Source organism: Fructilactobacillus sp. X7R4C1, assembly GCF_059901115.1.
Window position 1 is genome coordinate 228,624 of sequence record NZ_JBWXVD010000001.1, and the last position, 18,197, is coordinate 246,820.

Genomic DNA, 18,197 nt, shown 5'->3' on the forward strand with positions numbered 1-18,197 from the left:
GCGGTCAATAGTCCATGTCATTTTATCTAACATAAAAAAGCAAAACCAGTTTTATCTGGTTTCGCTTTTAAATTAAAAACTAATCTTCGTTTTTATCTCGTTTAAAACTCATTGGTTGATACGTTAACCGAATGGCAGCTGGTAACAGGATTGGCAAGATGATTACTAAGATAATCAAACCAATGATTACCCCGATTGCAACCTGAACCAGTGTCAAAATTCCTGATGGAATCAGTGCGGCAAACGTACCACCTAAAATCACAGCAGCAGATAATACCACTACTCCAATATAGTTGGCCGAATTAACGATTCGTTTCGCAGGCGTTCCGTCTTTGGTTTCTCGGTACCTCATCATCAAGAAGATACTGTAATCAACCCCCAACGCAATCAACATGATAAAGGTAAAGAACGGCGTGTTCCAAGTCAACATGCTCTGTCCGAGGAAAATATCCGAGAAGATCCGTGTCAACGTCAATGAAGTGAAGTACGTCAAAATTAATGTTCCTTCAATATAAAGTGGTTGTAGAATTGAACGGGTTACAAACATCAGTGCAATCATGATTCCGACTAACATGATGACAGCCGTTCTGAAGAAGTCTTGTGAGGCAATATCATGGGTGTCAGACATGGTTGCTGTCTCTCCCCCAATCGCAACGGTTGCATCATTTAGACTGGTTCCCTTAAGTGACTGTTTAACTTGATTTTGAACGTTTTTAACCAAGTTCATCGACTTAGCGTTTGATGGGTTATCTTTTAAGACAAAGGTGATGCTTGTAATCTTGTCATTAGAAGAAACGTAGTTGTTTAAGGCTTGCTTGAAAGTATCACTTTGAAGCACCTGGTTAGGAATGTAGAACGTGTTCGCAGCCGCAGCTGAGTTCTGTAAGCCGGTCAAGTATTCATTTGACTGTTGCATGCCCTTATTAATCTTACTTAGGCCATCATTTGCTTGCGACAATTGGGCTTGAACACCCTGAAGTTGTTGCCCCATCGCCTGAGCATTTGCACCAATGTTTTGAGTATCTGAGGCAATCCCGGCCAATTCATTTTGAAGACCTGACATAGAAGCGGCCTGTTGCATTTGCACCTTGGAACTAACACTTTGAAGACCACTAGCAACAATTTGTAACTGCTGGGGACTCATTGGTGTCCCCATAGCGGTGGCTTGTTGTTGCATCTGGGCGATGACTTGCTGACCGGAAGTTTGACCAGGAGCGGTACTTGCTCCACTAGCGCCTTGAATGGTCTTTAAATGATCTCCAATTGATTGTGCCGAAGCCCCAATTGCCTTTAGTTGATTGGCATTAAATGAACCACTGTTAGCCCCACTCTGAAGTTGGGTTAAACCAGCATTAGCCTGTTGCATCTTACTGTTCAAAGTCCCCAGCTGATCGTTTAAGTAGAGTTGATTAATCGGTTCGCCACTTGGCTGAGTGACCGAAGCAACCGTCTTAATCTCTTTATTTTTCTCCAATTGACGAGTAATCCGATCAATTTCCATCATTGACTTCTCGTTATTGACCTTGTGTTTGGATTGAATATAAATCGTTGACGGTTCAGCAGTTCCCTTTGAGAAATGCTTGGATACCGTATTTAATCCTTGTTTTGAAGGCAATGAATTACTTAATTCAACCGAATTATCGTAGTTCAAGCTGCTCTTTCCCGCAAAGAAAATCAACGGCAAAGTCAAAACTAGAACTAAGGCAATCGCCATCACCGGATGTGCAACTGAATGACTGGACAAGAAGTACCAGATTCGACTACCCCGTTTCTTTGGTGACAGATTCTTAGCGGGCCAGTACATGGTCCTACCAAGGAGTGCCATAAAGAACGGATTTAATGAGAGAAGTACCAGTAATAGTACCACCACTCCGATGGCAACTGCCACTCCAGACTGGTAAATTGAGAACTTGGCTAGTCCAAGGGCAAAGAAACCAATTAGGACCGAACCACCACTGTAAAGAATGGTCTTACCGGCTCGTCTTCTGGCATCGACCGTCGCCTCCACTTTGTCCATTCCTTGTCCCAGATTATCCTTAAACCGGTCGTACAGCAGGATATTGTAGTCAGTCCCAATTCCAAACAACACTACCACCATAAAGACCTGGGTAAAGTTTGAGAGTGGAAAGCCCATATACTTCGCCAAATTCATGACGACACTCAAAGAGACAATGAAAGAAACTCCAACGGTCAAAAGTGAAATCAACGGAACGATTGGAGATTTAAAGACAATGATCAACACAATCAAAATGAAGACTGCCGCAATGATTTCGGTTTGCTTGATTCCATCAATCATTGACTGCCGCATGTCGTCATCTAAGACATCGGATCCCGTCACGTACGACTTCAAGTTCGCCGTTTTTGCACCCCTTTTGAGTTTATTGTTCATCGTTTCAACCGAGTCCTTTTTAGAAACATTCAGTTGAACTAATTCAGTCGTACCGTCCTTTGAAATCAGTTGTTTCTTGGCGGCGGCATTCTCGTTTGCTGAGGTAACACCCTTAATTCCATAGTAATCGGCATCATTTTTTAGCTTCGAAACGGTTCGATCGATGTTAGCCTGTTTACTAGCATTAATGCGTTTATTGCCGTTGTTATATACCAGTACAACTTGTCTGGTATCGCTAATGTGATGGCCCCAATGCTTTTGAATATTTTCAGCAACCTGACTCTGCATGTTAGCTGGAATCTTAGTTTGTCCATGTTGTGCAGTTACCTGTGAAATGCTAGGCAAAAAGAAAATGGCAGCTAAAACAGCAAGAACCCAAAATATCGCAAAAAATATGTATTTTTTGACGAACCTATTCATCAAACTCCTCCTCAATGCTTAATATTTTACTTAAAACATTAATTCATTCATAACGCTTCCAATTATACAAAATTGATCACAAACAAGCAATCCGCCAAAAGCAGTTCAATCAAAAAAGCACCAACCGATTAGTCAGTGCTGAAGTGATGCTTTTCTGGGTCTGATTGCCAGGATAAAAACGGTACTCAAGACCAAAACGCCACCAATGATTTCATAGATATTGAAACTGGTATGTAAGAAAACCACGGTTCCAATCGTTGCCGACAAAGGTTCAAAAGTATCGAGTAGGCCGGCAGTCGTAGCGGACACGTACCTTAAACTCGATGTGAAGCATAAAAATGACAACATTGTGCCAAAAAGCACAATGAAGGCCACTCCCAAAATGCCACCAAGAGAAAGCTTGGGAACATCCACCCAAAAGGGATGAACGCAGGTGAAGATCACTCCGCCAACGATCATTGCCCATCCAATGATGACAAACGTGCTGAACTTTTCCTGGAGTTTGACCGGCAGCATGGTCTGAAGCGCGCCAGCAAAAGCCAGGCAAAGGCCAAGCGTAAACGCTTTAGGACTCATTGCGAGGTGGGTCAAATCTCCCTTTGTTACCAGTAACCACGTTCCAAGTAGGGCTACCACTACGGCAACCCCCTGCTGAATCGTTGGCGCTTTTTTGTACACAATCACCGTCAAAATCATAATGATGACCGTTCCAAGGCTCTGCATGATAGTTGAAGTTGCCGCATTACTGGCTCTCGTTGTCAGTAAGTATAGGTACTGAACGGCCGATAAACCAAAAATCGCATAACAGAGCAGGATGACCCAGCTATATCCGGTGTGCCAAATCTTTAAAATCCTATTTCTTTGAACAAACTTTGTAAATAAAAGAATTAAGATGCCGGCAACCGACATCTTAACTCCCATTAACCATTCCGTTGAAAAGTTCTTATCTTGAAACAAGAACTGCGAAACAGGTCCTTGAATTCCCCACATGATGGCTCCAGCAATTGCTAGGATGACACCAATGTAAGTTTTACTTTTCTTCAATATTTGTGCCCCATTTACTTGTCTTCGTAACCATTTGGATGCTTAGTCTTCCAGGTCCAAGCGGTTTTAATGATTTCTTCAACGTTATCAAACTGTGGTTTCCAACCAAGAACTTCTCTCGCCTTGTCAGAGTTAGCAATCAAGGTATCAGGATCGCCACCACGTCTTGCGTCAATTTCAACCGGAATCTTCTTACCAGTAACCTTTCGAGCGGCATCAACGATCTGTTTATTGGAAAAACCAGTTGATGAACCGAGGTTAAAGATGTTACTTGGATTACCCTTTTCCAGATACTTCATGGCTAAAATATGAGCGTCCGCTAAATCAAGGACGTGCACGTAATCACGAACGTTGGTCCCGTCTGGCGTGTCATAGTCATCCCCAAAAATCTTCATGGTATCCTGCTGACCTGCGGCAACCTTTAAGACGATGGGAATTAAATGGGTTTCTGGATGATGATCCTCCCCAATGGAGCCGTCTTCCTTGGCTCCAGCAGCGTTAAAGTATCTAAGAGCAACAAACTTAATTCCGTAAGCTTCATCAACCCACTTCATAATGTGCTCCATGATTAACTTGCTTTCACCATAAGGGTTGATGGGGTCTTTTCGGTCTTTTTCATAGATTGGAATTCGCTCTGGATTACCATAAGTAGCAGCGGTGGAAGAAAAGACCAGGTACTTAATTCCAGCTTTCTTCATTGACTCTAACAGCTTAATCATCCCAATCACGTTGTTATCAAAATACTTCAAAGGATCCTTCATTGATTCTGGAACCAGTGAGAAAGCGTCCATGTGGATTACAGCATCGATATTTTCCTTAGCGAAAACGTCATCCAAAAAGTCAGAATCACGAGTATCCCCCTCATAAAACTTTGCTTTAGGATTAACGGCCTTGCGGTGTCCCGTTGACAAATTATCAACCACTACAACATTGTAACCTTTATTAATTAATTGATCGACCATGTGTGAGCCAATGTATCCAGCTCCTCCAGCAACTAATACAGCCATCTTAATTACCTCCTATTTATCTAATAAATCATCATATTGAGTATTTTTTTCGAAAAATTTAACGGCAAAGGAACAAACTGGTTTGATTAAATCATGGTTTTCTTTGGCGTAATCAATCATTACCATAATTAACTTTCCAGCTAAACCCTGGCCACGATAACTTGGGTTCACAAATGTTTCGTTAATGGAGACTACTCCATTATCTTCAGTAAAAGTAACTTCAGCAATTAAATCACCATGGACATCGTTAGCATAGAAACGGCCTGGTTTATAATCAAATTTCATTTGTCTCACCACCTTAGCGTAAGTATATCACAGTCTTAACATCAATATAAAGGCGCTTACATTGACGGAGTGTCAGACTTTAATTATAATCCATATTAGAAGTTACAATTCAAACTATTCGACGTGGAAAAATTATTTCCAGGAGGAAAATTATGAGTGCAACAGATACTAAACAGGAATATGATAACTGGGTTTCTCAAGAAGATATGCCGGCAGAATTAAAAATCGATTTAGCTAAAATGAGAAACGATTCGGAACAAATTGAAGACGCTTTTGGGTCATCACTTTCATTTGGAACGGCCGGAATGCGTGGAACGCTCGGTGCTGGAACGAACCGGATGAACGTTTATACCGTTAGACAGGCCACTGAGGGTCTCGCCCAACTGATGGACACACTTGATCCTGAGGTAAAAAAGCGTGGGGTTGTTATTAGTTTTGATCCCCGATACAATTCGCAACTCTTTGCTCACGAAGCGGCTCGGGTACTTGGTGCTCATGGCATCAAGACGTTTGTTTTTGATGACATTCGCCCAACTCCAGAACTTTCGTTTGCTGTGCGTCACTTACACACTTACGCCGGAATCATGATTACCGCTAGTCACAATCCAAAACAATACAATGGTTACAAAATTTACGGTGAAGATGGTGGTCAAATGCCACCCAAAGAATCCGATCTAATAACTACTTACATCCGCAAGGTCAACGACCTCTTCAAAATTCCAGTTTCAGAGGAAAAGGACCTTAGAAAGGATGGGCTCATGAGTATCGTTGGTGAAAACGTCGACGTTCCTTATCTAGAAGCCGTTCAAACGGTCAACGTGAACCATGACCTGATTAATAAGGTAGGAAAAGACCTGAAGTTTGTCTACACTCCCCTTCATGGGACTGGTAAAATTGTTGCTAGACGGGCACTCTCAGACGCTGGGTTCAAGAACTATGACGCGGTTGTTGAACAAACCATCGCCGACCCTGAATTTCCTACTACACCATTTCCTAATCCAGAATTCCCGCAAACCTTTGATCTTGCCATCAAATTGGGTAAAAAAGAAGATGCGGACGTTCTGATTGCGACCGACCCTGACGCTGACCGTTTGGGAGCCGCCGTTAGACAACCCGATGGTGAGTACAAACTCATGACTGGAAACCAAATTGCCAGTGTTCTTTTAAATTATATTCTTCAAGCCAAAAAAGACGCTGGTACCCTTCCAAAGGATGGAGTAGTGGTCAAATCAATCGTTTCAACTGAACTCGCTACCGATATTGCCAAGAATTACGGGATCGAGATGAAGAACGTCCTAACCGGGTTCAAGTTTATTGCGGAACAAATCAAAAACTTTGAACAAAATCACGATCATACCTTCCTCTTTGGATTTGAAGAAAGCTACGGTTATCTTATCAAACCGTTTGTAAGAGATAAGGACGCCATTCAGTCAACCCTACTGCTTGCTGAAGTTGCTGCTTACTACCGGGAAAAGGGGATGACCCTGTACGACGGTCTTCAGGATATCTACAAGAAGTACGGTTACTTTAGAGAAAAGACCATCTCCAAGGAATTCGATGGTCTAGAGGGTAAATCCAAGATGGCCGCAATCATGAAAGACTTTAGAGACCATCCCATGACAACATTCAATGGCGCCAAGGTGATTAAGCTTGAAGACTTCCAGACTTCCACCACGACGATGGCTGATGGTTCAACCCAAAAGATTGAGTTACCACAATCGAACGTTTTAAAGTATTGGCTTGATGATGGGACTTGGCTTGCAATTCGTCCTTCTGGAACTGAACCCAAGATCAAGTTTTACATCGGTGTTAAAGCTGATACAGCAAAGGCAGCTGATCAAAAACTCGAGAGCTACACTCAAGCCGTTGACGATGAACTATTAAATAAATAATTTTAAGCAAACAAAAACTGGACTCGTTTGAGTCCAGTTTTTTGATACTTTCATTTAGTTACTGGTTCATCAGCATTAACAAGTGCGACCGTGTACACTTTTTCAACCTTAAATTCCTTAATGGCCTTCTCACTACGCCAGAACATCTGGATCGCAGCATGACCAGTTGTTCCCTGGCGCATATCACGCCGCATTCCCGTAACATAATCAGAAACATACGTAATCATCTTAATCAACTGCGCAATTAAGGAGGCCAACTTTGATTTTTTGGGTGCGTCCATTCTTTTTAACAATTTAATCGAATAAGCGCATTTTTCAAGCAAGTTATCGTCATTGACTAGGTCACCAATCGCAAACGCAAATGAATTCTCAACGGTGTAACCATCACCACGATAATGAACTAACCCGGAGTTATCTTTAAAACTATTAACAACCGTTTCAAGGTATTTTCCTTCGTTATCAATGAATTGAACGTTATCGGCCAGTTTCGAATCCGAAAGGCTCGGGGTCTCCTTATCCGTCAAATTACTAAACCAACTTTTTAAGCTCAAATTGCCAACCCCTTTCTGATGTTTGGTTTGTGAATTATTACTTTCATTATATCATTAGCTGTAAGCGCTTACCAATAGTAACTTTCTCTCGGTAAAATCATTGGTTTGTTAATTCCTGCTTACATAACCAATTAACAATGATGTATCATTATTATCATAATGATAAATTAAGGAGTGAATCACATGAAAATTGGAGTATTAGGTGCCGGGCACATGGGCAGCGCCATCATTAAAGGACTTGTCAACAAATATAACGCGAGTGACGTTTTAGTAAAGGGACATCACGTAACCGACGAGCTCAAAAACTTCTCAAAAGACCTTGGCTTCACAATTGTCACCGATGATTTTCCAAGTGACTTAAACGTCCTATTTGTAACAACTCCCGCACCAATCACAGTGGTAGTGCTGAAGAACACCAAATTGCCAGACCAAACTGTGATCGTTTCAGCGGCCCAGGGGGTTAGTGAACAAGCCATTAATGACGTGCACCAAAACAACTCAGTGGTTTGTATCGTACCTAACATCCCGGTTGCCGTGAACGCCGGTTGCATCGCCGTTGGTAAATCTAAGAATGCTAATGAAGCAGACGTTAAGTCGGCTTTAGACGTTGTAACTAACCTAGGAACGCTCATTAAGACCAGTAACCAAAACCTTGGCATCGTGGGAACGGTTGCTGGATGTGGCCCAGCTTTTGTCGACGTCTTCATGGACGCCTTAGCTGACGCCGCCGTTCAAAATGGCCTTGACCGTGAGACCGCCTTTAAGGTCGCTGCAAGTATGGTTCAAGGCAGTGGCAAATTAGCACTCGATACTGGCATCTCACCGGCAACTTTGAAAGACCAAGTTACCTCACCTGGTGGTTCTACCATTCGTGGGGTGGTTGCTTTAGACGCCACCGGCTTTAGAAATGCCGTCAACAAGGCGGTTAACGACGCCAACAAATAAAATACGGTAATGGAGGAAATTATTTGGATTCAAAAGTAAGCTTAAAAACCAAAATCGCGATCCTCGCCACCGCGTTACTATCATTTTGTGGAATTCTATTAGAAACTTCAATGAACGTTACGTTTCCAGAACTCTCACAAATTTTTCACATTTCGTTAAACTTAGTTCAGTGGATTTCAACTGGATACCTACTAGTCGTTACCATTACCATGGCAACGACGGCATACCTCCTAAAGAAATTCCCACTAAAAAACATTTTCGTCTTTGCGGTCACCGCGTTTATCCTTGGTGATATTTTGTGTGCGGTCGCACCCAACTTCTGGCTCCTATTAGTCGGACGACTAATTCAAGCGGCTGCCACCGGAATCTCACTTCCGATGATGTATCAAATCATTTTTGCTGAAGTACCCCGACCAAAAATCGGCTTTTATACTGGAATTGCTTCAATGGTTATCTCACTAGCTCCCGCACTGGGACCAACTTACGGGGGAACGCTATCATCACTACTTTCATGGCGTTACATCTTCATCGTGGCTTTCCCAATCGTCCTAATTACCCTGTTTATCGGACTTAAGAGCATTGATCTTAAAGCTCCGGGAATCTCCAAACGATTTGATTTCGTTAGCTTTGCCCTCTTGATCGTGACCCTATTTTCATTTGTTTGGGGTGCTAACCAGTTTGGCGTCAAGGGTGCAACGTTTATGAGTGGCGTCATTCCCATCGTCATTGGATTAATCACCCTGGTCTTATTTATCTACCTCAATGGTCATGGTGATTCACAGCTAATGTCGCTTCACCCACTCAAGATCCCCACGGTTTCACTGAACGCCGTGAACTACTTCTTGTTGATGTTCATTAATATTGGGGCGTCATTTGTAATTCCAATTTACGCTGAGACGGTTCTTCATACCAGTGCCATGGTTGCCGGACTGATCCTGCTTCCAGGTTCAATCATTGGTGGACTCATTTCGCCATTTGCGGGAGGCGCTTATGACCGGTTCGGAGCCTTTAAACCAATCATGATTGGGATGGTTCTGCTGTCAATCGCCACGTTCTTGTTTAGTTCCATGACGGCGGCCTTCACGGTGGTCGTGTTGACGCTGTTATTCGCACTTTTACGAATTGGATTTAACTGCGCGTTCTCCTGTACCATTACCAACGCTCAAGAAACCGCTCCACAATCTGATTCAGCCGACGTGAACTCGTTATTCAACATGCTCCAACAATATGCTGGTTCAATCGGTACTAGTGTCCTGGCAACGATTTACGCCTTTAACCAGAACCAGGCTCACAGTGCTGCCCAATATGTCTCAAAGACGGTCATGGGTGGTCACATGGACTTCTTACTCCTGTTCGTACTGGCCGTTTTCGGCTTAATCCTTGCACTAGTTAACTGGACCATTCAAAGAAAGCACCTCGCCAAAAATGCATAACAATCAAGCAATTAAGAAACTTGCTCCGAACCTTCACCATTTAACTACGGAACAGGAACAATTAATTAATCAAATCGAACAATTTATTAATCAACGAATCAATCAAAAACAACCGTCCGTTTTCACGATCTTTGGAGATGCCGGTACGGGTAAAAGTGTCATTTTAAGCCAACTTTTTTTCAACCTTCAGCAAGCCTCAACGAAAAGTGGCAAGCTTCATGGTACAAAAAATTACTTCTTAGTTAACCACCCGGAAATTTTGAAGGTTTACAAACAAATTGCTGGATCCGAGGATAACGTTTTAAAAAAGAACTTTATGCGTCCTACCTCATTTATTAACCAAATGCACAAGCGAAACGAACGTGCTGACGTGGTGATTGTTGATGAGGCCCATCTTCTACTGTCTTCACCGGACCACTACAATAATTTCTATCAGGAGAACCAGTTAGAGGAAATCATTAAGTCAAGCAAGGTCACCATCGCCGTTTTTGATATGAATCAGGTACTACGGACCAAGTGTTACTGGGACAAACAACGTTTAAACAAACTACTTGAGCCCTACTATCACGAAAGCTATCAACTGACCCATCAGTTTCGCATGACCGCTAAACCAGACCTTGTTCATTGGATCAATGAATTTACGGCGGGCAAGTTGTTGCCAATCCCCAAGGACGCCGATACTGGTTACGACTTTCAAATCTTTGATGACGCTGAAAAAATGCATCAAGCGATTGTGAAGAAAAACGATGAGGTGGGCTTATCCCGAATTGTTTCGACCACCGGCTACCCATCAACTTTAGATGGCGGAAAACATTACATCAAAGAGCTCGGAGGTTTCAAAATGCCGTGGGATCAGTACAATTACACCAGTACCCCCTGGGCGGAAATTCCCCAAACCATCAATGAAGTTGGTTCCATTTACACCTGTCAGGGATTTGATTTGAACTATGTTGGCATTATTCTAGGTCCGCCAATCTATCTTGACCCTAAGGATCATCGCGTAAAGGTCGATTTAAAAAAGCAAACCGATGTTGAAAGCAAAAAACACCGAAAAGACATCACGGATCAAAAAGAATTTGCACAAATAAGGCGGCAAATCATCCTGAACTCCGTGAACGTGTTGATGAAGCGCGGCGTCTTTGGGACTTTCATCTTTGCTCACGATCCGAAGCTTAGAGAAGCATTGATGAAATCATTTCAAAAGATCAACCACTAAGTAAGTTCCATTTTAAAGATAATTAAGCTAAAAGGCCCCATAATGTTCGTATTTTGGGACCTTTTTTGTTGTTCTGATAAAAAAATTTACTTTTGTGTAACAAAATGTGCCATCAGTGCTAGTAATTTCCTTTCAATGCGTATAATCTAGTCATAACCCCAAAATACATTTTTTGGAGCTTATGATAAGGAGGACAATTTAATGGGATCAATCATTCAATTCAAAGACGTAGAAAAGTACTACGGCAAATTTCACGCGTTAACCAACATTAACCTTGATATTCATGAAGGTGAAAACGTTGTGTTAATCGGACCATCTGGATCGGGTAAATCAACTTTACTTAGAACCATTAATGGACTAGAGACCATTCAACAGGGACAACTCATTGTTGACGGCAAAGATCTGTCAAGCAACAAAACCAACCTCAATAAACTTAGAACTGACGTTGGGATGGTCTTTCAACATTTCAACCTTTACAACAACAAAACCATCACCGAAAACATCACGTTGGCTCCACGAATCGTCTTAAAACGTCCTCAAGCTGAAAACGAAAAGGTAGCAAAAAAACTACTTGAACGAGTTAACCTACCAGAACAAGGAGCCAAATACCCAGCTCAATTATCCGGTGGTCAACAACAACGAATTGCCATTGCGCGTTCATTAGCAATGAATCCTAAGGTGTTGTTGTTTGACGAACCAACCTCTGCCCTTGATCCCGAGATGGTCGGAAGTGTGTTAGACATCATGCAAGACATCGCCAACACATCGGACATGACGACCCTCGTTGTTACTCATGAAATGGGCTTTGCCAGATCCGTTGCTGATCGCGTTATTTTCATGGCTGACGGAAAAATCTTGGAAAACTCTAAGACCGATGAATTCTTTGATCATCCTAAGACCGAACGAGCTCGCAAATTCCTATCACAAGTTGAACATAAATAAAAAGTGAGGTAGATTCCATGAGTAAATTTAAGTTAAAACGAGTGGGTTTGATTGCCTCCGTCATCCTAATTGTCATAATCATTGGTGGCATTTTCACCGGACTTGAGGCTAAGAAACATCAATCGGTCGCAACCAATGACTACGCCAGGATCAAGGACAGCCATGTCATGCACTGGGGCGTTAAAGGTGATACCAGATTATTTGGCTTAATCAGTCCCAAGACCGGTCAAAGTGAGGGATTTGATGTCGATATGGCACGTGCCGTTACCGCTCAAATGGCAAAGGACGCCGGAACGAAAATCAAGCCCGAGTTCACTTCCGTTACCACTAACTCTAAAATCCAGTTACTAAAAAACAATCAGGTTGAAGCAGTAGCCGCAACGATGACCATCACACCCGAGAGAGCCAAAGTGATTGACTTTACCAAACCGTATTTTCCAGCTGGCCAATCAATTCTGGTTAAAAAAGATTCCCCAATTAAGGACATTTCTCAGTTAAACAATCCTAAATACACCGTGATCACGACGATCGGAACCACTGCGATTCAAACCATGAAACAGTTTTCTCCCAAGGCGAAGGTCATCTCGATGCCAGATAACTCCCAGGCCTTAAGTGCTCTTGAATCTGGTCAGGGAGTGGCCGTGACTACCGATAACGCCATTCTATATGGTCTAGCTGATCAAAATCGTTCCACCAAGGTTGTTGGAAAACCATTCACTAATCAACCCTACGGACTAGCAATGAACAAGCACCAACCTGAACTGAAGGCCGCCATGGATAAAGCTTTAGAACAAGTCATTTCCGACGGAACTTACAACAAGTTGATTAAGAAATGGTTCTCAAACGTGCCTGGATTAGATTGGAGGAGTCTTGAAAAATGATAAATATCTTTCTTGAAAATTGGAAAACTCTTCTAGACGGCTTCTGGATTACCATCCTATCCTCAATCATTGGATTAGTTGGATCACTAGTCTTGGGGACCATCTTTGCCCTTCTAGAAATGGCTCCAAATAAATTACTTAAATTCATCGGAAGTGCGTTTGTCGAATTCTTTAGAAACATCCCACTTCTGGTCATCACCTTATTCTTCTACGTGGTGGTTGCAGCTGATTTTCACATTTCTGGATTTTGGTCTGGGACCATTGGATTAATCCTCTATACGTCTGCGTTTATCGCTGAGTGTATTAGAGGTGGCGTTGATTCAGTTGATCCGGGCCAGATGGAAGGTGCCAGAGCGAACGGATTAACGTACACTCAGGCCATGATTCAAGTGGTCTTACCCCAAGGATTCAAGCTAGCCATTCCATCGCTTGGAAACCAGTTCATTAACCTGGTTAAAAACTCATCAATTCTGTCATTTGTGGCCGGATTCGATTTAATGTACCAGGCCAACGTTATCTCTGGTGAAAATCTTGACCCGTTTAACACCTACATCATCGTTGGAATTTTGTACCTCATCATCACCGTCTCCGTTTCCAAATGCATGAGCGTGATTGAGCGCAAAGTGAACGGAGGTGTCACACAATGAGTGGAGCATTTAGTTTAATTAACATGCACTATTTACTGGGTGGTCTAGTCGTTACCATTCTGGTATCAGTGATTTCAATTATTATTAGTTTTATCCTAGGAACTCTAATCGGAATTATCCTATTTGAAAAAGTTCCCTACTTTACCAAAACGGTTCGTTTCATTTCCAACACCATCAGGAATCTTCCCTTACTGCTTCTTATCTTCTTCACCTTCTTCGCTTTACCAAAGTTAGGGGTCGAGTTGAATTCCTTTGCGGCCACGGTCGTTGCCATGTCGGTCTTTGAAGCCAGTATGGTTGGCGAGATTATCCGTGGTGGCTTACTCTCAGTTGGAGTTGACCAAGCTGAAGGTGCCCTTTCTACCGGAATGAATAAGGCCCAAACGTTATGGCACATCCTGTTGCCACAGGCCCTAAAGAAGTCCATTCCACCACTGATTTCCCAGTTCATTTCACTAGTTAAGGATACTTCGTTAGCAACCGCCATTGTCCTTCCAGAACTAACCTTTAGGTCTCAGGTCATATACGGTCAGAACCCTAACTACATGATCCCGATGTTTGTCACGATTGCCATTATGTACTTCATTATTAACTACGGACTCTCCTTACTTGCAAAATGGTTCGACAAAAGAATGGTTTAGCCTGCACAAATTGCTTCCCTTTCCCTTGATTTTGAGCTACATTGGATGAGGGCATATGGGAGGTTAATGCATGTTGACAAACAAAATTAAAATCACAGCAACAATGACGAGTAAGAATCAAATTACGATTCCAAAGACCGTCCGTGACATTCTCAATCTTAAGCAAAACGACCAACTGGAATTTACAATTCAAAAAGATGGTTCGGTAACAATGGCACCTAAAGAATCCTTTGAAGGGTTTTGGAAAATCGTTGAAGATCAGGAAAAGAAATACGGTAACGTCAGCAGTTCGGAACAAGATTGGGGCCCTGATCAGGGGTCGGAGGTTATCGATTAATGAATTATAAACAAGGTGAGATTTACTTCGTTAATCTTGAACCGGCACTTGGCACCGAAACCAAGAAAAAACGTCCGTGTCTGGTGGTTAGTAACAATCACTATAATCATCTAATGAACACGGTGATTGTAATTCCGATCAGTTCTTCCGCTAAGTACTTAGAAGAAAAGAAGTACGTGAAATCACCACTATACTTTCAGGTTAATAAAAAAAATGTTCATGGGACTGCCATGCTTCAGCACGTTAGAACCGTGGACATGGAAGTTAGAAGTGAAACCAAGTTGGTCGCGAAGTTAGACGATCGGGACATGCGGAAAATTACTAATAACATTAAACAGTTCTTTTAAAGGGTACGAAAAAGAGGTCACACGAAGGTGTGACCTCTTTTTTATATGGATCCTTTCTAGTCAACTGACTAGAAGCTTAATTGCATGATAACGACTCCACAAAAGTCACATACAATTAGATAACTCTAATGCAACTTCATTTTTATTATAGCAATCAATTTGTCAATTTAGAATAAACCATGTTTTTTATTTATTCTAAATGATATAAAAAGCAGCGGACAACCTGTCTACTGCTTTCTTGTATTAATAAGTCATATGCAGATGGCATAGGTTGCAAAAATAAATATGTGGCTCAATTTTATTTTCGGATAAATAATTGTTCCAACAACATTTGGCCTACATCATTTAATGAAATGATTGTTTCTCATGAATTTAATCGATAATCTTAAATAAAGACATTTAAGTAATTAATTAAGGAGAACAACAATCATGAAGACCAAAGAACTTGTTTATGACGCACTATTTGCCGCAATCGTCGTTGTGTTAGGCCTCTTTCCACCGCTGACACCGCCGTTTATCCCAGTTCCAATTACGCTACAAAGTATGGGCATCATGCTTCAGGGAAGTTTTCTAGGTAAGAAAAACGGCTTTCTAAGTGCCCTACTGGTAGTCATCCTGGTCTTAATTGGACTGCCAGTCCTTTCAGGTGGACGTGGCGGCTTAGGGATTTTAGCGGGTCCGACCGGTGGTTACTTCATCATTTGGCCCATTGCCGCCCTTCTTATTGGCTTCCTAGTTGAAAAATTGTGGAAGAAGATTAATTTCTGGAAGTACCTCATCGCCAATGTCACCGGTGGTGTCATTCTAATTGATGTTTTTGGGGCCCTGTACCTTTCAATGATTGCCCACATGTCAGTAACGGCCTCACTAGTTTCAAACTTAGCCTTCATCCCTGGTGATATCATCAAAGCCGTGATCGTTAGTTTAATCTGTGCTTCCACCAAGAAAATTAGTCTGGTGTCACAACTCAAACATGAATAATTTTATCTTTGGCACATACGCAAACAATCATTCCTTCATGCAGCAATTAGATCCGCGAACCAAGCTCATTTTCATTACGCTCATCACGATCACTTTCATGTGGTCAACCACGACCATTCAAATTGGAATCGGTGCTTTAGGACTAATTGGACTGTATCACTTGGCACACATCAAAGTAAGCATGGCACTTAGTTCCATCAAGCCCATTTTGTTCATTTTAGTGTTTATTTTAATTTATCATGGAATTTTTCCAACCAATCACGACTTGGATATTAATCAGATTAACGTTGGTGGTTGGCTTTATGGAAGCCAAATTTGCGTTAAAATCATTCTCCTACTTCTAGTGGCCGCCCTTTTATCGTTTACGACCAGTCCATCCGATTTATCGCAGGCAATCTCGCGACTACTGAGACCATTAACTTATCTGCATCTACCTGTATCTGAGTTTTCGTTAATGATTACCCTCACCCTGCAGTTTATTCCCATCATTTTAGGTGAACTAAACGACCTGAAAGTTGCCCAAACCAGCCGTGGGGTTGACTTTACTTCATCAAAATTGACCAAGAAAATCAAACTCCACGTTCAACTCATTATTCCACTGTTGTACGCGGTCACAAACCACGCTAATAAGTTAGCTAATACTTTAGATGCCCGTGGCTACACGCCTAAATCCCAATCAACTAGATATCACGAAACCCAGTTTAGTATGCGAGATACTATCTTTGGCGGCGGTATCATCATCTACTTAGCTTTAATTCTTACTTTAAGGTCATTTTAAAACTATCTTGAATCATCTTTTGGACCTGTTTTGAATCAACTTCACCAAGCACAACCGTAATCCAGTGCTCCTTGTTCATGTGATAAGCCGGTAAATATCCCTTAGACTGTTTCAAAAGTCCGGCAACATCTGGATCAAATTTCACGTCTAAGACATCGATCTCATCAGTCCCGTTTAATCCTAACTTATTTTGAGGCACGTTCATGACCAAGCCAAACCACTTCTGGTCATCTTTGTGACGAAAAGTCAAGTACTTCGGATATTCTTTAAAAGGTCGATCTGGTTCAACATCAAACTTCTTTTTAATGTATTCAACTACATCATCACGATTATTCATTTTAATTACCTAACCCATTCTTAACCTGATACTCATGACTGAATTCAGAAACAGCTTTCATGGCATTCATCACATCTATTGGTGTTACTGAAACTGGTAAATTAGCCATGGTGTCACTTGGATCACATGCTTGAGTGGCTGCCTTCATTAACTCTTCATCACTAGCTTTCCCTAACTTCAGATCCGCTAGCGTCGTTGGTAAGCCAAACTCAAGATCAAATTTCAAATACTTCTCAAATTGACGGTGATCAGAACCAGTCAGAACCAACTCACATAGGGTTCCAAAGGCGACCTTCTGTCCGTGAGATAACTGGTCAATCTCACCACTTAAAGCCGTAAAGCCATTATAAATGGCGTGAGCAGCTGCTAATCCACCACTTTCAAAACCAATTCCACTAAGAAGCGTGTTGGCTTCAGCGACTTTATCAAGTTCGGAAGTAGCCGATCCAACCACGTTTGAAGCCACTGCTAAACTGCCATATTTAAACAACGTTTGTTCACACATTTGTCCAATCGCTTCGCCAGCAAGGGTTGATTTTCCACCCAGCATGTTCGTCCCGTTCGACTTGCGGGTATCTGTCGCCTCAATGTTAGTCGCCATGGCATCAGCCATTCCTGAAATCAGAAACTTGACTGGCGCCTGACTAATCACCTTGGTATCAAGAATCACCATGTCGGGATTCTTCTTATAAAAACGATAGTGGTCAAATTGACCACTATCAGTGTAGATTACCGATAACCGCGAACATGGCGCATCCGTCGAGGCAATCGTTGGGGCAATCACTACGGTCGTGTTTAAGTTGTCAGCAATCGCTTTGGCACTATCGGACACCTTGCCACCGCCCAGACCAATGACAATGTCATCATCGTTATTTTGACCAATCTTAGTGACCCGATCAATCTCACTTTCAGATGATTCTCCGGCAAAATCAACGACGGTTACTTCAAAGTCATGTTGTTTCAAGTAATCAGCAAAGTCATTTCCAACCATTCTTAGTGCCGTCCCACTTGATAGAAGTAGCACCTTTTGCCCAAACTTACCAATTCGGTCCGCACTGTTCATTAATACATCTGAACCTTGGACATAATTACTAGGACTTGCATATAATTCAACCATTTTTTAC

19 protein-coding genes are annotated in these 18,197 nt (G+C 42.1%); 12 read left to right on the forward strand and 7 right to left on the reverse strand.

Annotated elements, in window-relative coordinates; translation table 11 throughout:
- Positions 1–79 precede the first annotated feature (79 nt).
- The 4 genes from AC6UC9_RS01250 to AC6UC9_RS01265 form a co-directional block, all read right to left on the reverse strand.
- Positions 80–2,809 carry an MMPL family transporter gene (locus AC6UC9_RS01250; RefSeq protein ID WP_500700881.1) on the reverse strand — a complete coding sequence of 910 codons (2,730 nt, stop codon included), beginning with the start codon at positions 2,807–2,809 and terminating at the stop codon, positions 80–82.
- Positions 2,810–2,941: 132 nt separating this feature from the next.
- Positions 2,942–3,853, reverse strand: a complete 912-nt coding sequence (locus AC6UC9_RS01255; protein WP_500700882.1) for a DMT family transporter — start codon at positions 3,851–3,853, stop codon at positions 2,942–2,944.
- Between the two features lie 14 nt (positions 3,854–3,867).
- Positions 3,868–4,860, reverse strand: coding sequence for a UDP-glucose 4-epimerase GalE (gene galE / locus AC6UC9_RS01260; RefSeq protein ID WP_500700883.1), 993 nt, complete (start codon positions 4,858–4,860; stop codon positions 3,868–3,870).
- A 12-nt stretch (positions 4,861–4,872) separates the two neighbouring features.
- Entirely contained in the window at positions 4,873–5,145 is a 273-nt protein-coding gene (locus AC6UC9_RS01265) for a GNAT family N-acetyltransferase (RefSeq protein ID WP_500700884.1), read from the reverse strand.
- A 152-nt stretch (positions 5,146–5,297) separates the two neighbouring features.
- On the opposite strand from AC6UC9_RS01265, the gene AC6UC9_RS01270 reads away from it, so the two are divergent.
- Complete coding sequence (locus tag AC6UC9_RS01270) at positions 5,298–7,037, forward strand: phospho-sugar mutase (RefSeq protein ID WP_500693387.1); 1,740 nt, start codon at positions 5,298–5,300, stop codon at positions 7,035–7,037.
- Between the two features lie 50 nt (positions 7,038–7,087).
- Here AC6UC9_RS01270 and AC6UC9_RS01275 read toward each other — a convergent pair whose 3' ends face one another.
- Positions 7,088–7,588: a hypothetical protein gene (locus AC6UC9_RS01275; RefSeq protein WP_500693386.1), complete on the reverse strand. Its 501-nt coding sequence runs from the start codon at positions 7,586–7,588 to the stop codon at positions 7,088–7,090.
- A gap of 183 nt (positions 7,589–7,771) precedes the next feature.
- On the opposite strand from AC6UC9_RS01275, the gene AC6UC9_RS01280 reads away from it, so the two are divergent.
- The 11 genes from AC6UC9_RS01280 (at position 7,772) to AC6UC9_RS01330 (ending at position 16,736) form a co-directional block, all read left to right on the forward strand.
- The gene (locus tag AC6UC9_RS01280; RefSeq protein WP_500700885.1) at positions 7,772–8,533 is read left to right on the forward strand and encodes a pyrroline-5-carboxylate reductase family protein; all 762 of its coding nucleotides are present in this window, start codon (positions 7,772–7,774) and stop codon (positions 8,531–8,533) included.
- Between the two features lie 23 nt (positions 8,534–8,556).
- Entirely contained in the window at positions 8,557–9,966 is a 1,410-nt protein-coding gene (locus tag AC6UC9_RS01285) for an MFS transporter (protein ID WP_500700886.1), read from the forward strand.
- Complete coding sequence (locus AC6UC9_RS01290; protein WP_500700887.1) at positions 9,959–11,182, forward strand: DUF2075 domain-containing protein; 1,224 nt, start codon at positions 9,959–9,961, stop codon at positions 11,180–11,182. Before AC6UC9_RS01285 ends, AC6UC9_RS01290 begins: the two co-directional genes overlap by 8 nt.
- Before the next feature lie 201 nt (positions 11,183–11,383).
- Entirely contained in the window at positions 11,384–12,124 is a 741-nt protein-coding gene (locus AC6UC9_RS01295; protein WP_500695375.1) for an amino acid ABC transporter ATP-binding protein, read from the forward strand.
- Positions 12,125–12,141: 17 nt separating this feature from the next.
- Positions 12,142–13,005, forward strand: a complete 864-nt coding sequence (locus AC6UC9_RS01300) for a transporter substrate-binding domain-containing protein (protein ID WP_500700888.1) — start codon at positions 12,142–12,144, stop codon at positions 13,003–13,005.
- Positions 13,002–13,652, forward strand: coding sequence for an amino acid ABC transporter permease (locus tag AC6UC9_RS01305; protein ID WP_500693380.1), 651 nt, complete (start codon positions 13,002–13,004; stop codon positions 13,650–13,652). The genes AC6UC9_RS01300 and AC6UC9_RS01305 overlap by 4 nt, the downstream gene beginning before the upstream one ends.
- A complete protein-coding gene (locus tag AC6UC9_RS01310) occupies positions 13,649–14,293 on the forward strand; it encodes an amino acid ABC transporter permease (protein ID WP_500693379.1) in 645 nt (214 codons plus the stop codon). The genes AC6UC9_RS01305 and AC6UC9_RS01310 overlap by 4 nt, the downstream gene beginning before the upstream one ends.
- 70 nt (positions 14,294–14,363) lie before the next feature.
- The gene (locus AC6UC9_RS01315) at positions 14,364–14,630 is read left to right on the forward strand and encodes an AbrB/MazE/SpoVT family DNA-binding domain-containing protein (RefSeq protein ID WP_500693378.1); all 267 of its coding nucleotides are present in this window, start codon (positions 14,364–14,366) and stop codon (positions 14,628–14,630) included.
- Entirely contained in the window at positions 14,630–14,977 is a 348-nt protein-coding gene (locus AC6UC9_RS01320) for a type II toxin-antitoxin system PemK/MazF family toxin (RefSeq protein ID WP_500696427.1), read from the forward strand. The genes AC6UC9_RS01315 and AC6UC9_RS01320 overlap by 1 nt, the downstream gene beginning before the upstream one ends.
- Positions 14,978–15,406: 429 nt before the next feature.
- Positions 15,407–15,958 (forward strand): biotin transporter BioY, encoded by a 552-nt coding sequence (locus AC6UC9_RS01325; protein ID WP_500700889.1) that lies wholly within the window; start codon positions 15,407–15,409, stop codon positions 15,956–15,958.
- Positions 15,951–16,736, forward strand: a complete 786-nt coding sequence (locus AC6UC9_RS01330; protein ID WP_500700890.1) for an energy-coupling factor transporter transmembrane component T family protein — start codon at positions 15,951–15,953, stop codon at positions 16,734–16,736. Before AC6UC9_RS01325 ends, AC6UC9_RS01330 begins: the two co-directional genes overlap by 8 nt.
- Here the strand turns inward: AC6UC9_RS01330 and AC6UC9_RS01335 are convergent.
- Together AC6UC9_RS01335 and AC6UC9_RS01340 are read right to left on the reverse strand one after the other, a co-directional pair.
- Positions 16,717–17,073 carry an MmcQ/YjbR family DNA-binding protein gene (locus tag AC6UC9_RS01335; RefSeq protein ID WP_500700891.1) on the reverse strand — a complete coding sequence of 119 codons (357 nt, stop codon included), beginning with the start codon at positions 17,071–17,073 and terminating at the stop codon, positions 16,717–16,719. The two genes, AC6UC9_RS01330 and AC6UC9_RS01335, sit on opposite strands and share 20 nt — an antisense overlap.
- Before the next feature lies 1 nt (position 17,074).
- On the reverse strand, positions 17,075–18,190 hold the full coding sequence (locus AC6UC9_RS01340) for a glycerol dehydrogenase (RefSeq protein WP_500700892.1): 1,116 nt from the start codon (positions 18,188–18,190) through the stop codon (positions 17,075–17,077).
- Between the last annotated feature and the right edge of the window lie 7 nt (positions 18,191–18,197).